At 72.7% G+C, this 17,359-nt stretch carries 15 protein-coding genes; 2 read left to right on the top strand and 13 right to left on the bottom strand.

The features are described from left to right. Positions 1 to 104 precede the first annotated feature (104 nt). Positions 105 to 866 (top strand): tyrosine-protein phosphatase, encoded by a 762-nt coding sequence (locus ACYVKX_RS06945; RefSeq protein ID WP_460830010.1) that lies wholly within the window; start codon positions 105 to 107, stop codon positions 864 to 866. 4 nt (positions 867 to 870) lie between these two features. On the opposite strand, the gene ACYVKX_RS06940 is transcribed toward ACYVKX_RS06945, so the two are convergent. Continuing rightward, positions 871 to 2,862, bottom strand: coding sequence for an ATP-binding cassette domain-containing protein (locus ACYVKX_RS06940; RefSeq protein WP_460830009.1), 1,992 nt, complete (start codon positions 2,860 to 2,862; stop codon positions 871 to 873). Between the two features lie 112 nt (positions 2,863 to 2,974). Between ACYVKX_RS06940 and ACYVKX_RS06935 the strand changes: the two genes are divergently transcribed. Then, entirely contained in the window at positions 2,975 to 4,435 is a 1,461-nt protein-coding gene (locus ACYVKX_RS06935; protein WP_460830008.1) for an ArnT family glycosyltransferase, read from the top strand. 430 nt (positions 4,436 to 4,865) lie between these two features. On the opposite strand, the gene ACYVKX_RS06930 is transcribed toward ACYVKX_RS06935, so the two are convergent. From ACYVKX_RS06930 to ACYVKX_RS06875, 12 genes are all read right to left on the bottom strand, one after another. Further along, complete coding sequence (locus ACYVKX_RS06930) at positions 4,866 to 5,885, bottom strand: YihY/virulence factor BrkB family protein (RefSeq protein WP_460830007.1); 1,020 nt, start codon at positions 5,883 to 5,885, stop codon at positions 4,866 to 4,868. A 140-nt stretch (positions 5,886 to 6,025) separates the two neighbouring features. Then, positions 6,026 to 7,201 (bottom strand): acyl-CoA dehydrogenase family protein, encoded by a 1,176-nt coding sequence (locus ACYVKX_RS06925; protein ID WP_460830006.1) that lies wholly within the window; start codon positions 7,199 to 7,201, stop codon positions 6,026 to 6,028. Then, positions 7,198 to 9,084, bottom strand: a complete 1,887-nt coding sequence (locus tag ACYVKX_RS06920; RefSeq protein ID WP_460830005.1) for an acetyl/propionyl/methylcrotonyl-CoA carboxylase subunit alpha — start codon at positions 9,082 to 9,084, stop codon at positions 7,198 to 7,200. The genes ACYVKX_RS06925 and ACYVKX_RS06920 overlap by 4 nt, the downstream gene beginning before the upstream one ends. Then, a complete protein-coding gene (locus ACYVKX_RS06915) occupies positions 9,081 to 10,631 on the bottom strand; it encodes an acyl-CoA carboxylase subunit beta (RefSeq protein ID WP_460830121.1) in 1,551 nt (516 codons plus the stop codon). Before ACYVKX_RS06915 ends, ACYVKX_RS06920 begins: the two co-directional genes overlap by 4 nt. 13 nt (positions 10,632 to 10,644) lie before the next feature. Then, positions 10,645 to 11,100, bottom strand: a complete 456-nt coding sequence (locus ACYVKX_RS06910) for an SRPBCC family protein (protein WP_460830004.1) — start codon at positions 11,098 to 11,100, stop codon at positions 10,645 to 10,647. An 8-nt stretch (positions 11,101 to 11,108) separates the two neighbouring features. After that, the gene (locus ACYVKX_RS06905) at positions 11,109 to 12,266 is read right to left on the bottom strand and encodes an acyl-CoA dehydrogenase family protein (RefSeq protein ID WP_460830003.1); all 1,158 of its coding nucleotides are present in this window, start codon (positions 12,264 to 12,266) and stop codon (positions 11,109 to 11,111) included. Beyond that, positions 12,263 to 13,969, bottom strand: a complete 1,707-nt coding sequence (locus ACYVKX_RS06900) for an acyclic terpene utilization AtuA family protein (RefSeq protein ID WP_460830002.1) — start codon at positions 13,967 to 13,969, stop codon at positions 12,263 to 12,265. The genes ACYVKX_RS06905 and ACYVKX_RS06900 overlap by 4 nt, the downstream gene beginning before the upstream one ends. Then, positions 13,966 to 14,760 (bottom strand): TIGR03084 family metal-binding protein, encoded by a 795-nt coding sequence (locus tag ACYVKX_RS06895; protein WP_460830001.1) that lies wholly within the window; start codon positions 14,758 to 14,760, stop codon positions 13,966 to 13,968. The genes ACYVKX_RS06900 and ACYVKX_RS06895 overlap by 4 nt, the downstream gene beginning before the upstream one ends. Continuing rightward, positions 14,757 to 15,356, bottom strand: a complete 600-nt coding sequence (locus ACYVKX_RS06890) for a TetR/AcrR family transcriptional regulator (RefSeq protein ID WP_460830000.1) — start codon at positions 15,354 to 15,356, stop codon at positions 14,757 to 14,759. Before ACYVKX_RS06890 ends, ACYVKX_RS06895 begins: the two co-directional genes overlap by 4 nt. Before the next feature lie 61 nt (positions 15,357 to 15,417). Next, the gene (locus ACYVKX_RS06885) at positions 15,418 to 15,684 is read right to left on the bottom strand and encodes a type II toxin-antitoxin system RelE family toxin (RefSeq protein ID WP_460829999.1); all 267 of its coding nucleotides are present in this window, start codon (positions 15,682 to 15,684) and stop codon (positions 15,418 to 15,420) included. A 55-nt stretch (positions 15,685 to 15,739) separates the two neighbouring features. After that, positions 15,740 to 16,006, bottom strand: coding sequence for a type II toxin-antitoxin system Phd/YefM family antitoxin (locus ACYVKX_RS06880; protein WP_460829998.1), 267 nt, complete (start codon positions 16,004 to 16,006; stop codon positions 15,740 to 15,742). Between the two features lie 142 nt (positions 16,007 to 16,148). Further along, on the bottom strand, positions 16,149 to 17,090 hold the full coding sequence (locus ACYVKX_RS06875; RefSeq protein WP_460829997.1) for an FtsX-like permease family protein: 942 nt from the start codon (positions 17,088 to 17,090) through the stop codon (positions 16,149 to 16,151). Positions 17,091 to 17,359 lie beyond the last annotated feature (269 nt).

The following is a 17,359-nucleotide window of genomic DNA, read 5'->3' as shown; positions in this document are numbered from 1 at the left end:
CTTCGCCGCCTCTGTGTGAACAAGGCCCAACTCGAGTGCGACTACAGCCCAACTCGACGACGGGCTTCACCGGGCGTTTCCCCGGGACCCCTATCCTGCGAACCGTGACCGACGCACCCGCCGAGCTGATCCGGCTCGTGTCCGCCGACAACTTCCGCGACGTCGCCGGGCCGGGGTACCCGACACGCGGCGGCGGCCGGGTGCGCCGCGGCGTCTGCTACCGCTCCAACGAGCTCCAGCTCACCGACACCGACGCCACATCCCTTGCCGCATTGGGGATTCGGGCGATCCACGACCTGCGCAGCCAGCGCGAGATCGACGCCCACCCCGACGTCGAGGTCCCCGGCGCGACCTGGCAGCACGTCGAGATCTCCGGCATCCCGACCGAGCTGGTCGAGGGCATGACCGACAGCGCCGCCGCCCGCCGCGTGATGCGGGCGGTGTACGACGCCTTCGTCCGGTCGCCCGCCTCGCGGGCGTCGTACGCCCGGCTCCTGACCTCGCTCGCCACCGGCGACCTGCCGCAGCTCTTCCACTGCACCGCCGGCAAGGACCGCACCGGCTGGGCCGCCGTACTGCTCCTGGAGATCGCGGGCGTCGACCGCGCCACGATCCTCGCCGACTACCTGCTCACCAACGAGGTCTCGTCGGCCACCCGCGAGAAGTACCTCGCGCTGGTCGCCGAGCACCTCGGCCCCGAGAAGGTCGCGGTCTACGAGCCCACGATGGTCGTCGAGCCCGAGTATCTCCAGGCGGCCTACGACGCGGTCGAGGCCGACCACGGCTCGGTCGAGCGCTACCTGCGCGACGGGCTCGGCCTCGGCGACGACCTGATCGCGCAATTGCGGGAGCGTCTGGTCGACTGACCCGTCACGACGACCGGGCGCTGCGTCGTACGGCGAGGACGGCGAGCGCCGTCGTACCGGCCGCGATCAGGGCCAGCACGCCGACGGCGAACGCCCAGTGGAGGCCGCCGCCGAGCGCGATCCAGTCGAGTGCCCGGCCCTGCTCGCGCAGCGGGCGCTGGAGGTACTCGGTCGCCGCGGTGGCGCCGTAGGCCCACCGCGCGGGCGCGAGCCAGGCCAGCTGTTCGAGGACGGGCCGGCCGGCCACCTGGACCAGCGCTCCGCAGAGCACCAGCTGGACCATGACGATCCCGACCAGCGCCGGCATGGTCTGCTCGCTGCTGGTCAGCAGCGCGGACACGAGCAGGCCGACGACCGCCATCGTGAACGCCAGCCAGCCGATGACGAGCGCGAGCTCGACCCGCCCCAGCCCGAGGGCCCCGCCGAAGTCGGGACCGGGCAGGCCGACGGTCGCCAGGCCGGTGACGACGACGCCCTGGGCGAAGCTGGCCACGCCGAGGACGCCGATCTTCGATGCGAGGTAGACGTCCGGGACCAGGCCGACGGCGTACTCGCGCCGGAGGATCGGCCGCTCCCCGACCAGCTCGCGCACCGTCATCGCGGTCCCGACGAGCGCGGCGGCGATGATCAGCAGCGTGATCCGCTTCGTCGCCTCCTCGGCGTTGAGGTAGCCGCCCGGTCCCGGTGGGGCCTGCAGCAGCGACATGCCGGCGTTCCCGGGGACGACGCGGGACAGGACGCCGAGCACGAGCGGCAGCGCGACGAGCATGGTCAGCAGCAGGCGGTCGCCGGCGATCACCGCCAGGTTGCGGCGCGTGAGCGCGGACAGCTGGGACCTCACGACCCGCCTGGGTGTGCGCGGCCGCGGCGGCGGCCTCGTCTCCCCCGCCGGCGGCGGCGAGGTAGGCACCGGTGCGGCCCGCTCGGCGGCGAGCCGGCTCAGGGTCTCGGGCGAGTCGAGCAGGTCGAACACCTCGGGGTAGCTGGCGCAGCCGAAGTGCGCGAGCACCCCCGCCGGCGGGCCGAAGTACGCGATGCGCCCGCCCGGCGCCAGGATCAGGACGCGGTCGCAGACGTCCAGCGCCAGCACCGAGTGGGTGACGACCAGGACCGTGCGACCGCCGTCGGCGAGGCGGCGCAGCTGGCGCATGATCTCGACGTCCAGGCCCGGGTCCAGGCCGGACGTCGGCTCGTCGAGGAACAGCAGTGGCGGCGCGGTCAGGAGCTCGGTGGCGATGGAGACCCGCTTGCGCTGGCCGCCCGAGAGCTGGCTGCCGATGCGGTTGTCCATCCGCTCGGAGAGCTGGAGCTGGGCCGCGACCTGCTGCACCCGCTCCTCGCGCTCGGCCCGGGCCGTGTCCGGCGGCAGCCGCAGCTCCGCAGCGAACATGAGGGCGTCCCGGACCCGCAGCTGGCCGTGCTGGATGTCCTGCTGCGGGACGAGGCCGACCTGGAACCGCAGCTGCTCGTAGCCGGCGTACAGGTCCTGCCCCCGCCAGCGGACGCGTCCACTGGTCGCCGGCCGCAGCCCCGTGAGCGCGCCGAGCAGCGTCGACTTGCCGGCCCCCGACGGACCGATGACGGCGGTCAGGGTGCCGGCGTCGACGCTGAAGCCGATGCCGTCGATCAGCCGCCGGCCGTTCCTGACCGTGACCGAGAGGCCCTCCGCGACCAGCGACGGCCCGGTCGCCGCGGGAGCCTCGGCCAGGTCCGTGCCGTTCCACTGGAACGCGTGGTTGCCCACCGAGACCACGTCACCGGGCCGGAGCGGCTCCGGCGCGTGGATGGGCGTCCCGTTCAGCGCGGTGCCGCGGAACGAGTCCAGGTCCTCCACCGTCGCGCTCGACCCCGGGGCACCGCGCCTGACCCTGGCGTGCACGAGGGACACGAGCGGGTCCGGTACGACGAGGTGGTTGGAGTCCGCCCGGCCGATGAGGATCTCGGACAGCTCGCGCCGGCCGGGCTCCGCGGGCACGGCCGATGGACCGTTGCTCATCGGGCTCCTCTCCAAGTGTGGGGGGACCGAGCATCACACGTCGGCCCTCGGAGCGGGCTCCGGTCTAGAAGTCCTGCCACCCGGCGCGCCCCGGGTGGTCCACACTGATGGCGTGACCCGCCACCCGTACGCCGTCCGGGAGGTCGGCGTCATCGTCGCGATCCAGGCGATCGCCCTCATCGCGCTGTCGCCGCGCTACGGCCCGCACCGCGACGAGATGTACTTCGTGGCCGCCGGCCAGCATCCGGCGTGGGGCTACCCGGACCAGCCGTCGCTCACGCCGCTGCTGGCCGCGCTCATGGACACCATCGCGCCGTCGAGCCTGGTGGTGCTGAGGCTCCCCAGCGTCCTCGCCGTCGCGGCCGTCGTGCTGCTCGCGGTCCAGGCGGCGCGGCTGCTCGGCGCCGCCCGGGCCGGTCAGGTGCTGACCGCGGTGGCCGTGGCGTTCTCCGCCCTCGTCCTCGGCTTCGGGCACCTGATGTCGACCTCGACGTACGACCTGCTCTTCTGGACCGCGATCCTCGTCGTGGTCGCCCAGGCGCTGGTGGACGACCGGCCGCGGCTGTGGCTGCTCGCCGGCGTGCTCGCCGGGATCGGCCTCAACAACAAGCACGCCGTCGCGTTCTGCCTGCTCGGCGTGCTCGTCGGCGTCGCGCTCACGCGCGAGACGCGGCCGGTGCTCCGCACCCGCTGGCCCTGGCTCGGCGGGCTGATCGCGGCCGCGATGTGGGCACCGAACCTGGTCTGGCAGGCCCGGCACGACTGGCCGGTCCTCGACCTCTCCGCCGACATCGCGGACGAGTACGGCGGCGTCGGCGGCCGCGTCTCGATGGTGCTCGAGGCGTTCGTGATGTTCAGCCCGGTCATCGGCGCCGTCTACGTCCTCGGCATCGTGCAGCTGCTCCGTCGCCCGGAGTGGGCCCGCGCCCGGGTACTGGCCTGGGCGTTCCTCGTCGTGCTCGCTGCGTTCCTCGTCACCGGCGGCAAGGGCTACTACTTCGGCGGCCTCATCCCGCCCCTCGTCGCCGCCGGCTGCACCCTCCTCGCCGCCCGCTGGTCGACCCGGGCGCTCGCCCTCACCGGCGCCGCCGTCGTCGCCTCCTCGGCGTTCGCCTACCCCGCCGTCGTACCCGTGCTGCCCCCGTCGTCCTTCTCCGGCTCCTTCTGGGCCGACATCAACGACGTCCAGCTCGACACCGTCGGCTGGCCCGAGTACGCCGGCCAGGTCCGTGCCGTCGTCGACTCGCTGTCGCCGGAGGAGCGCGAGCGCGCCGTCATCTTCACGAGCAACTACGGCGAGGCCGGCGCGATGCGCTGGTACGACGTCGGCCTCCCGACGTACAGCGGCCACAACGGCTACCGCGAGTGGGGCCCGCCACCTCCCGACGCGTCCCCGGTGATCGTGGTCCTCCAGGGCACCCCCGACGGCTTCGAGGACTGCTCGCTGCGAGACCGGCTGCAGAACTCCTCCGGCACCGAGAACGAGGAGGTCGGCGCCGGCATCTGGGTCTGCTCCGGCCCGGTCGGCTCGTGGTCGTCGGCGTGGGAGGGGCTCGCGCACTACGACGCGTGATGCGTCGCGAGCGACCCGGCGGTCAGCGCACGTCGGGCAGGTCGGGCACGAGGGGCCGGCCGTCCCTCGGATCGCGGTCGGGTGCCTGGACACGCGGCATGGGCACAGGCCCCGGTGTCGCCGGCTCGATCGTGGGCATCGGCACGGGCGGTGGGTCGGCCGGCGCGACCTCGGGCATCGGGACCGGGCCGGTGCCGGCTCGGATCCCTCCTCGGGGCCGGACGGGTGGAGCCTCAACGGTGGTCGAGGACGACACGCCCTGCGGGTGGTCCGCCCGGGAGGCGTCACCCACCGCGAGGCTCCCCGGCCCTCCCACCGCGGCGAGCACGAGAGCGGCCGGGAGCGTCCTGACGACGACGGCATGGTTCCACATGGCGGTCGGACGCGAGACGCAGGCCCGCGGTTCCGCCCGCCGGCGCTGGGCCGCTTCCTACGGGGCGTGGTCGGCGCCGTCGTCCTCCTCGGCGGGCAGCGCGATCCGCTGGTCCTCGAAGAGGATCTCGATCGTCTCGAATCCCTTGTGGCGTGCGGCTCTCGCATATCCGGCGTACGCGCGGCGGTCGGCCTCGGTCAGGGTGACGCGATCGGTGAAGGGCGTGAGGAGGGCGCGGGGCCAGAGGCGGCGCTCGAGGACGACGTTGACCTCGATGCCGAGGACGCCGATGACCGCGGTGAGCCAGAGGATGCCGATGAGGCCGAGGACCAGGCCGAAGGTCTGGTTCATCGCGCTGGTCTCGGTGAGGACGTTGGTGACGTAGGCGGTGCCGAGACGCTGCAGCCCGATCCACAGCAGCGAGGCGACGACCGCGCCGGGGACGGCGCCGGTCCAGATGCCGTGGCTGCGGGCGGCGCCGACCCGGAAGAGCGCGGTCAGGACCAGGGTGTTGACGACGACCGTGAGCAGAGTGATCGGCCAGCGGTACGACGACACCGTCTCGCCCAGCACCTCGGTGTTCGCGGCGAGGGTCGAGAGCACCGAGATGGCCAGGACGGCGACGCCGGCGGTCATCAGCAGCAACAGGCTCTTGAGCCGCAGCAGGAACGGGTTGGGCCGACTGTTGCGCGGGACCGACCACGCGACGTTCAGCGCGTTCTGCAGGGCCTGGCCGAGGCCCAGCGCACCGTAGAGGGCGACCAGGCCACCGATGACGATCGCGGCCGTCGAGCCGGTGAGGCCCTCGGGCCGGCCGATCTGGTCGCCGATGACCGGGAACTGCGCGAGCGCCGACTCGAGGATCTGCTGCTGGAGCCCGGGGTCGTCCTGCAGGAGGAAGCCGAGGATCGAGGAGCCGAGCAGCAGCAGCGGGAAGATCGCGATGAACGCGTAGTAGGTGATGATCGAGGCGAGGTAGTTGCCCTGGTCGTCGAAGTACTTGTAGATCACCGCGAGCGGGTAGCCGAGCACCGACCAGCGCTGCTGCGCGCGATCGGCGCCGTCGATGACTCCCACGGCGACACGCTACCCAGGCGGACGCCGTCGGCGCTGCGCGACATGTAACGCCGGGTTATCCCTTCCTCCCACCAGGTTGCAACGTGGTGGGAACAAGCAGTAACCCGGCGTTACATGCGAGCGGCGAGGTCCGGGCCGACTCAGTACGACTTCGGCAGCCCCAGGGAGTGCATCGCGACGAAGTTGAGGATCATCTCGCGGCTGACCGGCGCGATCCGGCCGGCGCGGGTGGCGACGAGCAGGCCGGCGACGCCGTACTCCTGGGTGATGCCGTTGCCGCCGTGGGTCTGCACGGCCGCGTCCGCGGCGTGGCAGGCGGCCTCGGCGGCGGCGTACTTGGCCATGTTGGCGGCCTCGCCCGCGCCCAGGTCGTCGCCCGCGTCGTAGAGCGCGGCCGCCTTCTGGGTCATCAGCCGGGCCATCTCGGTCTCGATGTGCGCCTGCGCGAGCGGGTGCGCGATGGCCTGGTGGCTGCCGATGGCATGCTGGAAGACCGTGCGCTCCTTGGCGTACGACGCCGCCTTGTCGATCGCGTACCGCGCCAGTCCGGTGCTGAACGACGCCGCCATGATCCGCTCCGGGTTCAGCCCGGCGAACAGCTGCGCGAGGCCGCCGTCCTCGTCGCCGACGATCGCGTCGGCCGGGAGCCGGACGTCGTCGAGGAACACCTGGAACTGCAGCTCGGGGCTGACGATCTCCATCGGGATGGCCTGGAACTCGAAGCCGGGGCTGTCGGTCGGCACCACGAACAGCACCGGCTTCACCTTGCCCGTCCTCTGCCCATCCGGTGACAGAGCCTCGGCGCGCGCGACCACGAGCACGTGGTCGGCCTCGTCGACGCCGGAGATGTAGACCTTGCGGCCGCCCAGCACCCACTCGTCGCCGTCACGGCGCGCGGTCGTGGTGATGTTGTGGGTGTTGGTGCCGGCGTCCGGCTCGGTGATCGCGAACGCCATCGTGCCGGTGCCGTCGCAGATGCCGGGCAGCCAGCGCTGCTTCTGCGCGGGCGTCCCGTAGCGGCTGATGATCGTGCCGCAGATCGCCGGGCTCACCACCATGAGCAGCAGCGGGCAGCCCTGCGCCGCGAGCTCCTCGCACACGGCCGCGATGTCGCCGATGCCGCCACCCCCACCGCCGTACTCCTCGGGGATGTTGATGCCGAGATAGCCGTTGCGTCCGATCTCGAGCCACAGCTCGGTGGTCTTCTCGCCGGCGCGGGCCCGCTCGGTGAACCACTCGCGGCCGTACTTCCCGGCCAGCCGGGCCACGGCCTGGCGCAGCTCCCGGCGCTCCTCGGACTCGCTGAACGTGCTCATGCTGACTCCTCCACCACGGCCAGGACCTCACCGGCAGCGACCTGCTGGCCGGGCCTCACGTCGATCTCGGTCACCGTGCCGGCGTGCGGCGCGACCACCTGGTGCTGCATCTTCATCGCCTCGAGCACCAGCACCCGTTGGCCGGCCTCGACCTGCTGCCCCGCCTCGACCGCGACGCCGACGACCGTGCCGGGCATCGGCGCGAGCAGGCTGCCGCTCACGACCTGCTCGGCCGGATCGACGAACCGCGGCACCCGCGTCAGGCGCACGTGCCCACGACTGCTGTCGACGTTCACATCCGGGCCGTTGACAGCGATCCGGTACGTCGTGCACACCCCGTCGGTCTCCAGTGTCACGGTCTCCGTGCCCGCCTCGACCACCGTGTGCCCGTCCACGTGGTAGGCGCCGAACCACTCGACGGTCGCCTCTTGGAACACCGTGCGCTGCGGCTGCGACACCACGTTGCGCCAGGCGACCGGGATGCCGCGCTGGACGGTCCGCGCCGCCTTCGCCTGCTCGGCCAGCGCGATCGCCGCCGCGACCGCTGCCTCCCCGGTGGTCGAGGAAGGACGAAGTCCCGTCTCGAAGCCACCCAGGAGGTCGGTGCTCACGTCGCCGGCGAGGAAGGTCTCGTCGCGCAGGATCGCCACCAGCAGGTCCCGGTTGGTGACGACGCCGTGGATCCGCGCCCGGCTCAGCACGGACGCGAGCTTGCGGGCCGCCGCCTCGCGGGTCGGCGCGTGCGCGATCACCTTGGCCAGCATGGCGTCGTAGTGCGTCGACACCTCGCTGCCGGACTCGAAGCCGGTGTCCACGCGGATCCCGTCCTCGAGCGGGACCTCGAAGGTGGTCAGCATGCCGCTCTGTGGCCGGTAGTCGGCGCTCGGGTCCTCGGCGTAGAGCCGCACCTCGATCGCGTGCCCCACCGGAACGGGGTTTCGAGGCGGTTGCTGCGCAACCTCCTCGACCGCCGTTCCCTCCGCCACCGAGAGCTGCGCCGCGACCAGGTCGATGCCGTGCACCAGCTCGGTCACCGGGTGCTCGACCTGGAGGCGGGTGTTCATCTCCAGGAAGAAGAACCGCTCGGTGGCCGGGTCGTAGAGGAACTCGACCGTGCCGGCGCCGCGGTAGCCGACCGCCTCGGCCGCCTTGCGGGCGGCGTCGTGCAGCGCGGCGCGGACCTCGTCGCGCAGACCGGGTGCCGGGGCCTCCTCGACCACCTTCTGGTGCCGGCGCTGCAGGGAGCAGTCGCGCTCGCCGTACACGCTCGTGCCGACGACCTGGACCTCGACGTGCCGGCCGCGCTCGACGTACGGCTCGACGAAGACGGTGCCGTCGCCGAACGCCGAGGCCGCCTCGGCCTCCGCGGCCGCGATCTCGCCGGGCAGGTCCGCGAGCGACCGGACGATGCGCATGCCGCGGCCACCGCCGCCGGCGGACGCCTTGACCAGCAGGGGCAGGTCGGCCTCGGTCGGGCTCGCCGGTGCCTCGAGCACCGGGACGCCGGCGTCGCGCATGATCTCCTTCGCCCGGATCTTCGAGCCCATCGCCTCGATCGACTCCGGCGTCGGGCCGACCCAGATCAGGCCGGCGTCGAGCACGGCGCGGGCGAAGTCGGCGTTCTCGGAGAGGAAGCCGTAGCCGGGGTGTATGGCATCAGCGGCAGCGGCGCGCGCGGCGTCGAGCACCAGGTCGATGCGCAGGTAGGTCTCGGACGGCGCGTTCCCCGGGAGGCGTACGGCGGTGTCCGCCTCGCGTACGTAGGGCAGGCCGGCATCGGCGTCGGAGTGGACGGCCACCGTCTCGATGCCCAGGGCGCGACAGGTGCGGAACACCCGGGACGCGATCTCGGCCCGGTTGGCGACCAGGAGGCGGGTGATCACGGCCGGAACACCCCGAACCGGTCGGTGCCGACGATCGGCCTGTTCTCGATGACCGACAGGCAGATGCCCAGGATGGTGCGGGTGTCGCGCGGGTCGATCACGCCGTCGTCGTAGAGCATCCCGGAGAGGAAGAAGGGCAGGGACTGCTCCTCGATCTGGGCCTCGACGACCTCCTTGATGCCCTTGAACCCCTCGGCGTCGAACTCCTGGCCCTTCGCCTCGGCCGACTGCCGGGCGACGATCTCGAGCACGCCCGCGAGCTGCTTGGGCCCCATCACCGCGGACTTCGCGGAGGGCCAGGTGAAGAGGAAGCGCGGGTCGTAGGCGCGGCCGTTCATGCCGTAGTTGCCGGCGCCGTACGACGCGCCCATGATCACCGAGAGGTGCGGGACCCGGGAGTTGCTGACCGCGTTGATCATCATCGCGCCGTGCTTGATGATGCCGCCCTGCTCGTACTCCTGGCCGACCATGTAGCCGGTCGTGTTGTGCAGGAAGAGCAGCGGGGTGTCGACCTGGTTGGCGAGCTGGATGAACTGCGTGGCCTTCTGCGCCTCCTCGGAGAACAACACGCCCTGCGCGTTCGCGAGGATGCCGACCGGGCGGCCGTGCAGCCTCGCCCAGCCGGTGACCAGCGAGGTGCCGTAGAGCGGCTTGAACTCGTCGAAGACGGCGCCATTGGTCTCGCTCACCCCGTCGCAGATGCGCCGGATCACCTCGCGCGGGTCGAACGGCTCCTTGAGGTCGGTCGGGATCAGGTCGAGCAGGCCGTCGGGGTCCTCGTCCGGCTCGGCGTAGGAGGCGGGCGGCGGCGTGGCCTTGCGCCAGTTCAGCCGGGCGACGATGCGGCGGCCGATGCGGATCGCGTCGAGCTCGTCCTCGGCGAGGTAGTCGGCCAGGCCGGAGACGCGGGCGTGCATCTCGGCGCCGCCGAGCGACTCGTCGTCGGACTCCTCGCCGGTCGCCATCTTCACCAGCGGCGGGCCGCCGAGGAAGACCTTGGCCTGCTCCTTGACCATCACCGTGTAGTCGGACATGCCGGGCACGTAGGCGCCGCCGGCGGTGGAGTTGCCGAAGACCAGCGCGATCGTCGGCTCCTTGCGCGCGCTGGCGCGGGTGATGTCGCGGAACAGCTTGCCGCCCGGGATGAAGATCTCCTTCTGGGTCGGCAGGTCCGCGCCGCCGGACTCGACCAGCGAGACCGTGGGCAGCCCGTTCTCCTCGGCGATCTGCGCGGCCCGGAAGATCTTCTTGACCGTCCACGGGTTCGACGCGCCGCCCTTCACCGTCGGGTCGTTGGCGGTGATCATGCACTCGACGCCCTCGATCACCCCGATGCCGGTGACCACGCTCGCGCCCACGGTGAAGTCCGAGCCCCAGCCGGCCAGCGGCGAGAGCTCGAGGAACGCCGAGCCCTCGTCGACGAGCAGCTCGATCCGCTCGCGCGGCAGCAGCCGGCCGCGGGCATGGTGGCGGTCGACGTACTTCTGCCCGCCGCCCGCGACCGCCTTGGCGTGCTCGGCGTCGAGGTCGGCGAGCTTCTCCAGCATCGCCGTCCGGTTGTCAGTCACCCTCGACGACCGCCTTCATCCGCTCGAGCGTGGTGCGCATGCCCCGCTCGTTGGTGCGGCCGCGGAGCCGTCCCATCACCAGCCAGTAGGCGCGCAGGTAGAAGGCGGGCTCGAGCCGGAAGTACTCCGTCACCAGGGTCCCGTCGCCGTCCGGCTCGAGCCGGTAGCCCCAGTTGTTGACGGTCACCTCGTCGGTGCCGACCGAGAACTCGAAGACCTCGTTCGGCTCGCACTTCGTGACCCGGCAGGGCGACCAGTACGTCGGGCCGACGCCGTTGCGCCGCACATGGCCCTTGAAGTGGGCGCCCACCTCGGGACCGGTCGAGCCGCGGGTCCACCGCGCCTCGAAGGTCTCCGGCGAGAACTCGCCGACGCGGGTCACGTCGGACACCAGCGCCCACACCCTCCCCGGCGGCGCGTCCATCCGGACCGTCACCTGGCCCGACATGGCGCTCGTCATGAATAGCCCAGCAGCTTGGCTGCGAGATCGGTCAGCACGTCGCTGGCCCCTCCTCCGATCGGCAGGATCCGGGCGTCGCGGTAGTGGCGCTCCACCTCGGTCCCGTGCATGTATCCCGTCCCGCCGTGCAGCTGGACGGCCTGGTCGCAGACGTAGGTCGCACAGTCGACCGCGGTCTGTTTCGCCAAGCAGGCTTGGGCGATCACGCTGGGCTTGTCTTCCGGGCGACCCGCGACGTGACGCCGCGCGACGTCGCGGGTGTAGGTGCGCGCGACCTCGACCTGCCTGCGCATCTCGACGAGCCTGTGCCGCACCACCTGCCGGTCGATGAGCGGCCTGCCGAACGTCTCGCGGTCGCGGCAGTACGCCGCCGTCAGGTCCAGCGAGCGTCCGGCGATGCCGTAGGCGTGGACCGCCAGCGCCAGCCGCTCGACCACGAACTGCTCGGCGATCTGGGCGAACCCGGTGTTCTCCGCGCCGACCAGGTGGGCCGCCGGCACCCGCACGTCGGCGTACGACAGCTCGGCGGTGTCGGAGCAGTGCCAGCCCATCTTGCGCAGCGACCGGTCGACGGTGAAGCCGGGCGTGCCCTTCTCGACCACGAGCAGGCTGATGCCACCCGCGCTTCCCGAAGATCCTGGGGAGCCTCCGGTCCGCACCGCGGTCGTCACGAAGTCCGCGCGGACGCCGCTGGTGATGAAGGTCTTCGAGCCGTTGACGACGTACTCGTCGCCGTCGCGGACGGCCATGGTCCGGATGCCGCCCACGTCGGACCCGCCCCCGGGTTCGGTGATCGCGAGCGCACCGATCGCCTCGCCGGCCAGCGTCGGGCGGACGAACCGGTCGACCAGGTCGGTGCTGCCGGAGGCGGCCCAGTCGGCGACGAGGTGCGGGAGCGCGATGCCGCCGGTGAACAGCGCGGCCATCAGCCCGCTGCTCGCCCCCGCCTCGAACATCCCCTCCTGCAGGTCGATCGTGTCGAGCAGGTCGCCGCCCTGGCCGCCGACGGACTCCGGGAACGAGACGCCGAGCAGGCCCTGCTTGGCGGCCGCGACGTGCAGCTCGCGCGGGACCTCGCCGGCGTCCTCCCACTCCTGGAGGTGCTCGACGACCTCGCGGCGCACGAACTCGGCGCCGATCTCGCGGATGTTCATACGAGGTCCTCCTGCACGTGCACGAGCCGCGAGCGCACCCACTCGCCCAGGCCCTTGGCCTGCGGGTCGAAGCGGGTCGACGCCGCGACGCCGTCGCCGAGCAGCCCGCGGATCAGCACGTTCACGGCACCCAGGTTCGGCAGCAGGTAGACCTCGACGTCGAGGTCGGTGGCCTCCGGCACCAGCTCGCGCACCTTGCGCGGGGTGATCAGCTTGGCCAGCCAGGTCACCCGATCGGCGTACTTGTCGGACCCGTCGTTGACCACCCACAGCCCGAGGTTGGCGTCGCCGCCCTTGTCGCCGGAGCGAGCGTGCACGAACGTGCCGAGCGGCATCCGGCGGGTCAGCGAGTCGGTCGGCGCCGGGTAGGGCGACGGCCGGCGGCCTGCGGCCGGGTCGACGTCGGAGAACGCCGTCGGGTCGGCGATCGCCTCGCGCCGGCCGTCCGCGTGCACGACGGTGTGGGTGACGGCCGAGCGCTCGACGTACTCCGCGCGGTAGACGCCGTACGGCGAGGGCCGCGCCGGCGGGCCGGTCATCGTGAAGCCGGGGTACGACGCCAGCGCGAGCTCGACGGCCGGGCCGGTGAACGCGCGGCCGACCGGGCCGGGCTCGGGGTCCTTGACCGTGCAGCGCAGCAGCGCGGAGGCGCCCTCCTCGGTGTCCGCGTCGGGCGCGGGCAGCGCCGTGAGGGTCCAGGTGACGTCGGCGGCGGCGAGCGACCCGGTGAGCTGCTCGCGGACCCAGTCGGCCTTGGCCTCGATGTCGAGTCCGGTGAGCACGAACTCCGCGGTGTTGCGCCAACCCCCGAGCTCGTTGACGCCGACCTTCAGCTGCTCCGGAGGCGCCGAGCCGCGGACGCCGCCGATCTCGACCCGGTCGGGTCCGACCTCGCGGAGGGTGATCGAGTCGAGATGAGTGGTCACGTCGGGGTTGAGGTAGCGCGTCGTCTGGATCTCGTAGAGCAGCTGGGCCGTGACCGTGTCGACGGTGACCGCGCCGCCGGTGCCGTCGTGCTTGGTGATCACGCTGCTGCCGTCGGCGGCGATCTCGGCGAGCGGGAAGCCGAGCGGCAGCGTGTGGCCGGGCAGCGACCGGAAGCCCGAGAAGTTGCCGCCGGTGGCCTGGGTGCCGCACTCCAGGACGTGCCCGGCGACCACGGCACCGGCCAGCTCGTCGTACTGCTCCGGCGTCCAGCCGTGGTGCGCGACCGCCGGGCCGACCACCAGGCTGGCGTCGGTGACGCGGCCGGTGACGACGACGTCCGCTCCGCCGCGCAGGGCCGCGGCGATGCCGAAGCCGCCGAGGTAGGCGTTGGCGGTGAGGGCACCCTCGCTGATCCCGATCTCCTTGGCCAACGAGCGGACGTCGTCGCCCTCGACGTGCGCGACGTCGACGTCGAGACCGAGGCCGGCCGCCACCTCGCGGACCCGGTCGGCGAGCCCGGCGGGGTTGAGGCCGCCGGCGTTGCTGACGATCCGCACTCCGCGCTCGAGCGCGAGCCCGAGGCAGTCCTCGAGCTGGCGCAGATGCGTCTTCGCGTAGCCCAGCGACGGGTCCTTGATGGCGTCCTTGCCGAGGATGAGCATGGTCAGCTCGGCGAGGTAGTCACCGGTGAGGTAGTCGAGCCGGCCGCCCTCCAGCATCTCCCGCATCGCCGAGAGCCGGTCGCCGTAGAACCCCGAGCAGTTGCCGATCCTCATCGCCTGGCACGCCCCTCACCGGCCGGGCCGGCGAACGCCTGCGCGATGGTGAGCCACGTCTCGGCGTCGGCGCCGGTCGCGACCAGGTCGGTGTCGTCGCGGTGCACGCGCTGGGTGACCAGCAGGCAGAAGTCGTACGAGGACCCGAACACCTTCTGGTCCGCTACGTCCGTTCCCCAGGTCCACTTCTCACCTGACGGAGAGGTCAGTTCGACGTAGAAGTCTTCCTGCGGCGGCTCGAAGCCGTGCGCCGAGAACGCGAAGTCCCGAGTGCGTACGCCGAGGTGCGCGACGTGCCGGATCCGGTCGGTCACCTCGGGGGCGACCTCGAGCGCGTCGTACACGTCGAGGGCGTGCGCCCAGGTCTCCATGAACCGCGCCGTCGCCATCGACGCCGGCGACATCGGCGGGCCGAACCACGGCATCCGCCGGCCCTCGGGGTACGCCCGCAGCGCACGCGGCAGCGCCTCCCGCGCCGCGCCCCAGCGGGCGAGCAGCGCCTCGGGCGCGAGCCGCGCGACCTCGTGGGCCTGCTGGTCGACGATGCCCAGCGGGTCCGCGAGCGCCTGGCGGACGAGCGCCTCCCACTGCTCCCTGCCCTCTGGGGAGTCCGTGGCGGCGACGACCGCGACCTCGTCGGTCCAGAGCAGGTGCGCGACCTGGGTGGCCACGGTCCAGCCGGTCGCCGGCGTGGGCGTGGCCCAGCCGTCGGCGTCGAGTCCGGAGACGGCGTTCCAGAGCCGGTCGCCCTCGGTCTTGAGGTCAGCGAGCAGATCGTCGAGGAGGGTCACGAGAGCTCCTTCTCCACGACGTCCGCCCAGCGGTCCAGGATCCGGCCGCGGCGGCGGGCGTCGTCGGTGACGGTGTTGGCGAGGCCGAGGCCGCGCACCAGGTCGAGGGTCGCCTGCACCAGCTCGCGGTTGCCCGGTGCCGACTCGTCGACGCCGAGCAGCTCGACGGTGAGCCGGTGGGTCTCCCGGCCGATCCGCTGCTCCAGCGGCGCGACGGCCGCCAGCAGCGACTCGTCGGTGCGGGCGGCGACCCACAGCTCCAGCGCGGCGGCGAACACCGCCCCGGTGAAGTGGTCGGCGAGCATCCCCAGCACGGCCCGGGCGCGCCGGCTGCCCTCCGGCAGCTTCGCGGCGGCCGCCGCGAGCTCCTGCCCGCGCTTCTCCGTCAGGTGCTCGACCGCCGCGACGACCAGGGCGTTCTTGGTCGGGAAGTGGTGCAGCTGCGCGCCCCGGCTCACGCCCGCGCGCTCGGAGACCAGGGTCGTCGACGTACCCGCGAAGCCGCGCTCGACCAGGCAGTCGATCGTCGCCTCGAGCAGCCGGGCCCGCATCAGCCGGGTGCGCTCCTCCTGCGGGACGCGCGTCGCCGTGGTCACGCCGCCAGCATGGCCCGGGCCCAACAAACAGTCAACTCTGATTGTTTCTGTCGCCGGTTCGTCAGCGGCGCCGGTAGACCTCGCGCCGGTGCCCGACCGCCAGAACGAGCACGAGGAGGACCTGGTCGCGGATCTCGTAGACGATCCGATAGTCGCCGGTGCGGACCCGCCATTCACCATCGCCGCCGACGAGCTTCTTCGCGCCGGCCGGGCGTGGCTCCTGAGCCAGGAGCTCGACTGCGGCCTGGACGCGCCGCCGGGCCTGCGGATCCGGCTTGCGCAGCTGACGGAGGGCCGCCGGGGCGACCTCGATGCGGTAGGTGGTCATGTCGCGACGCCGAAGGAGACGAATGGACCTGCGGTGCCGGCCGGGCCGGTGCTGGTCAGGACATGCCCAGGTCGGCCTTGACCTGGTCCCACGGGATCGGCGCCTGACCGGTCTCGACGATCTCGGCGCGGGCGGCGGCTGCCGCCTGCAGGTCAGCGAGGTCTTCGGCGGCTTCGATGAGCGACTCGAGGCGGCCGACGTCGACCACCGCGGCAACTCGGCGGCCGCGGCGGGTCAGATAGACCGGGTCGCGGTCGATGCGGGCCTGGTCGACGACGTCGGCCAGCCGGGCGCGCGCATCGCTCAGGCTCATCTCGCTCATGCCAACCAGCGTACGGCGAACCAAGCGCAGATGTACAAGAAAGCGAGAATGTACAGGAAGGCCGAAGCTGCGGTGCTCTCCGTCGTCGCGTCGGGACGTGCGGTCGACCCTCAGAAGTCCGACCCGACGTCTCAGTACGTGCTCAGTCGAGGCGGGCGACCAGAGGCAGGCGGGAGCGGGTGCACAGCGCCACGATCGCCGCCGTGATCAGCGGCAGCGCGACGACCACGCCACCGACCAGCAGCCACGGGATGTCGAGGAACGGCCCGGTGTCGGCGTACGACGGCGACGTCAGCGGATAGGAGATCGCGATGCCGGGGACGAAGCCCACGGCGGCGCCGAGCAGCGCGCCGACGAACCCCACGACGAGCGCGTACGCCGCCGCGATGCCCCGCCGCCGGCGCGGCGAGGCGCCGACCGCGGCCAGGGTGGCGAGGTCGGGGCGCGCGTCGGAGAGCGCGAGGAACGTCGCGGTGAGCGTGCCGCCGAGCATCAGCACCGCGCCGAGCCCGCCGAGCACCAGTTGGACCAGCCGGGTCTGGTCGTCCTCCTGGTAGCCGCGCTCGACCTGGACCCAGGCCCGCGGCGAGACGGCGGAGACCGCCTCGCCGAGATCCTGCTCCTGCCGGGCGCTGATGTCGGCGTCGGTGAGGAGCAGCCCGCTGATCGACGTCGCGACCCCGGCACGCTCGACGACGGTCGGCGGCAGCACCGCCCGCGGTCCGGTCCCGTCGTCGAGCCCGACGAGCAGCGCCCGCACCGACATCGTCGCGAGCGGCTGCCGGCGCCCGCGCCGGTCGACGGACGTGAGGACCATCCGCAGGTCGGCGGGGCGCACCGCCGTGCTCCCGGTGAAGACGACGACCCGGCCGGCGCGGACGGCGCGGGCGACCGCCTCGCCCGCGTCGTCCGGCACCCCGGGCAGCCGCCCGGCGAGAGCGCCGTCGTCGATGAGCACGTCGCCGCCGGGCGAGGCGATCGTCTCCGGGCTGCCCACGGCTTCGCCGTCCTCGCGGAACCTTGTGTCGACGTAGGTCGTGCGGTCGCCGAGGCTCCGGACCGTCGTCACCGTCGCGTCGGGCACGGTGCTCTCCGCGGCGGCCCGCAGCCGGTCCCAGTCGGCCGCCCGGCGTCGCCGACGGCGTACCCCCGGTCCAGCAGGGCCTGGTTCACGACCACCTCGTCGGCCGCCGCGGGCCAGCGGCCGTCGACGAGCCGGAAGAGGCCCCGCGCGAGCGGGTCGCCGAGGTCGACCTCGGTCGCCTCGACGGAGGTCACGCCCTCCTCGGTGGCCGCCCGGATCCCGCCGGTGCGCTGGCCGATCATCGGCGGACCGCCGAGCACCTCGGCGAC

Source organism: Nocardioides hungaricus (assembly GCF_054782915.1).
The sequence above is the reverse complement of the archived record's forward strand: the minus strand, read 5'-3'. Positions and strand labels throughout refer to the sequence as shown.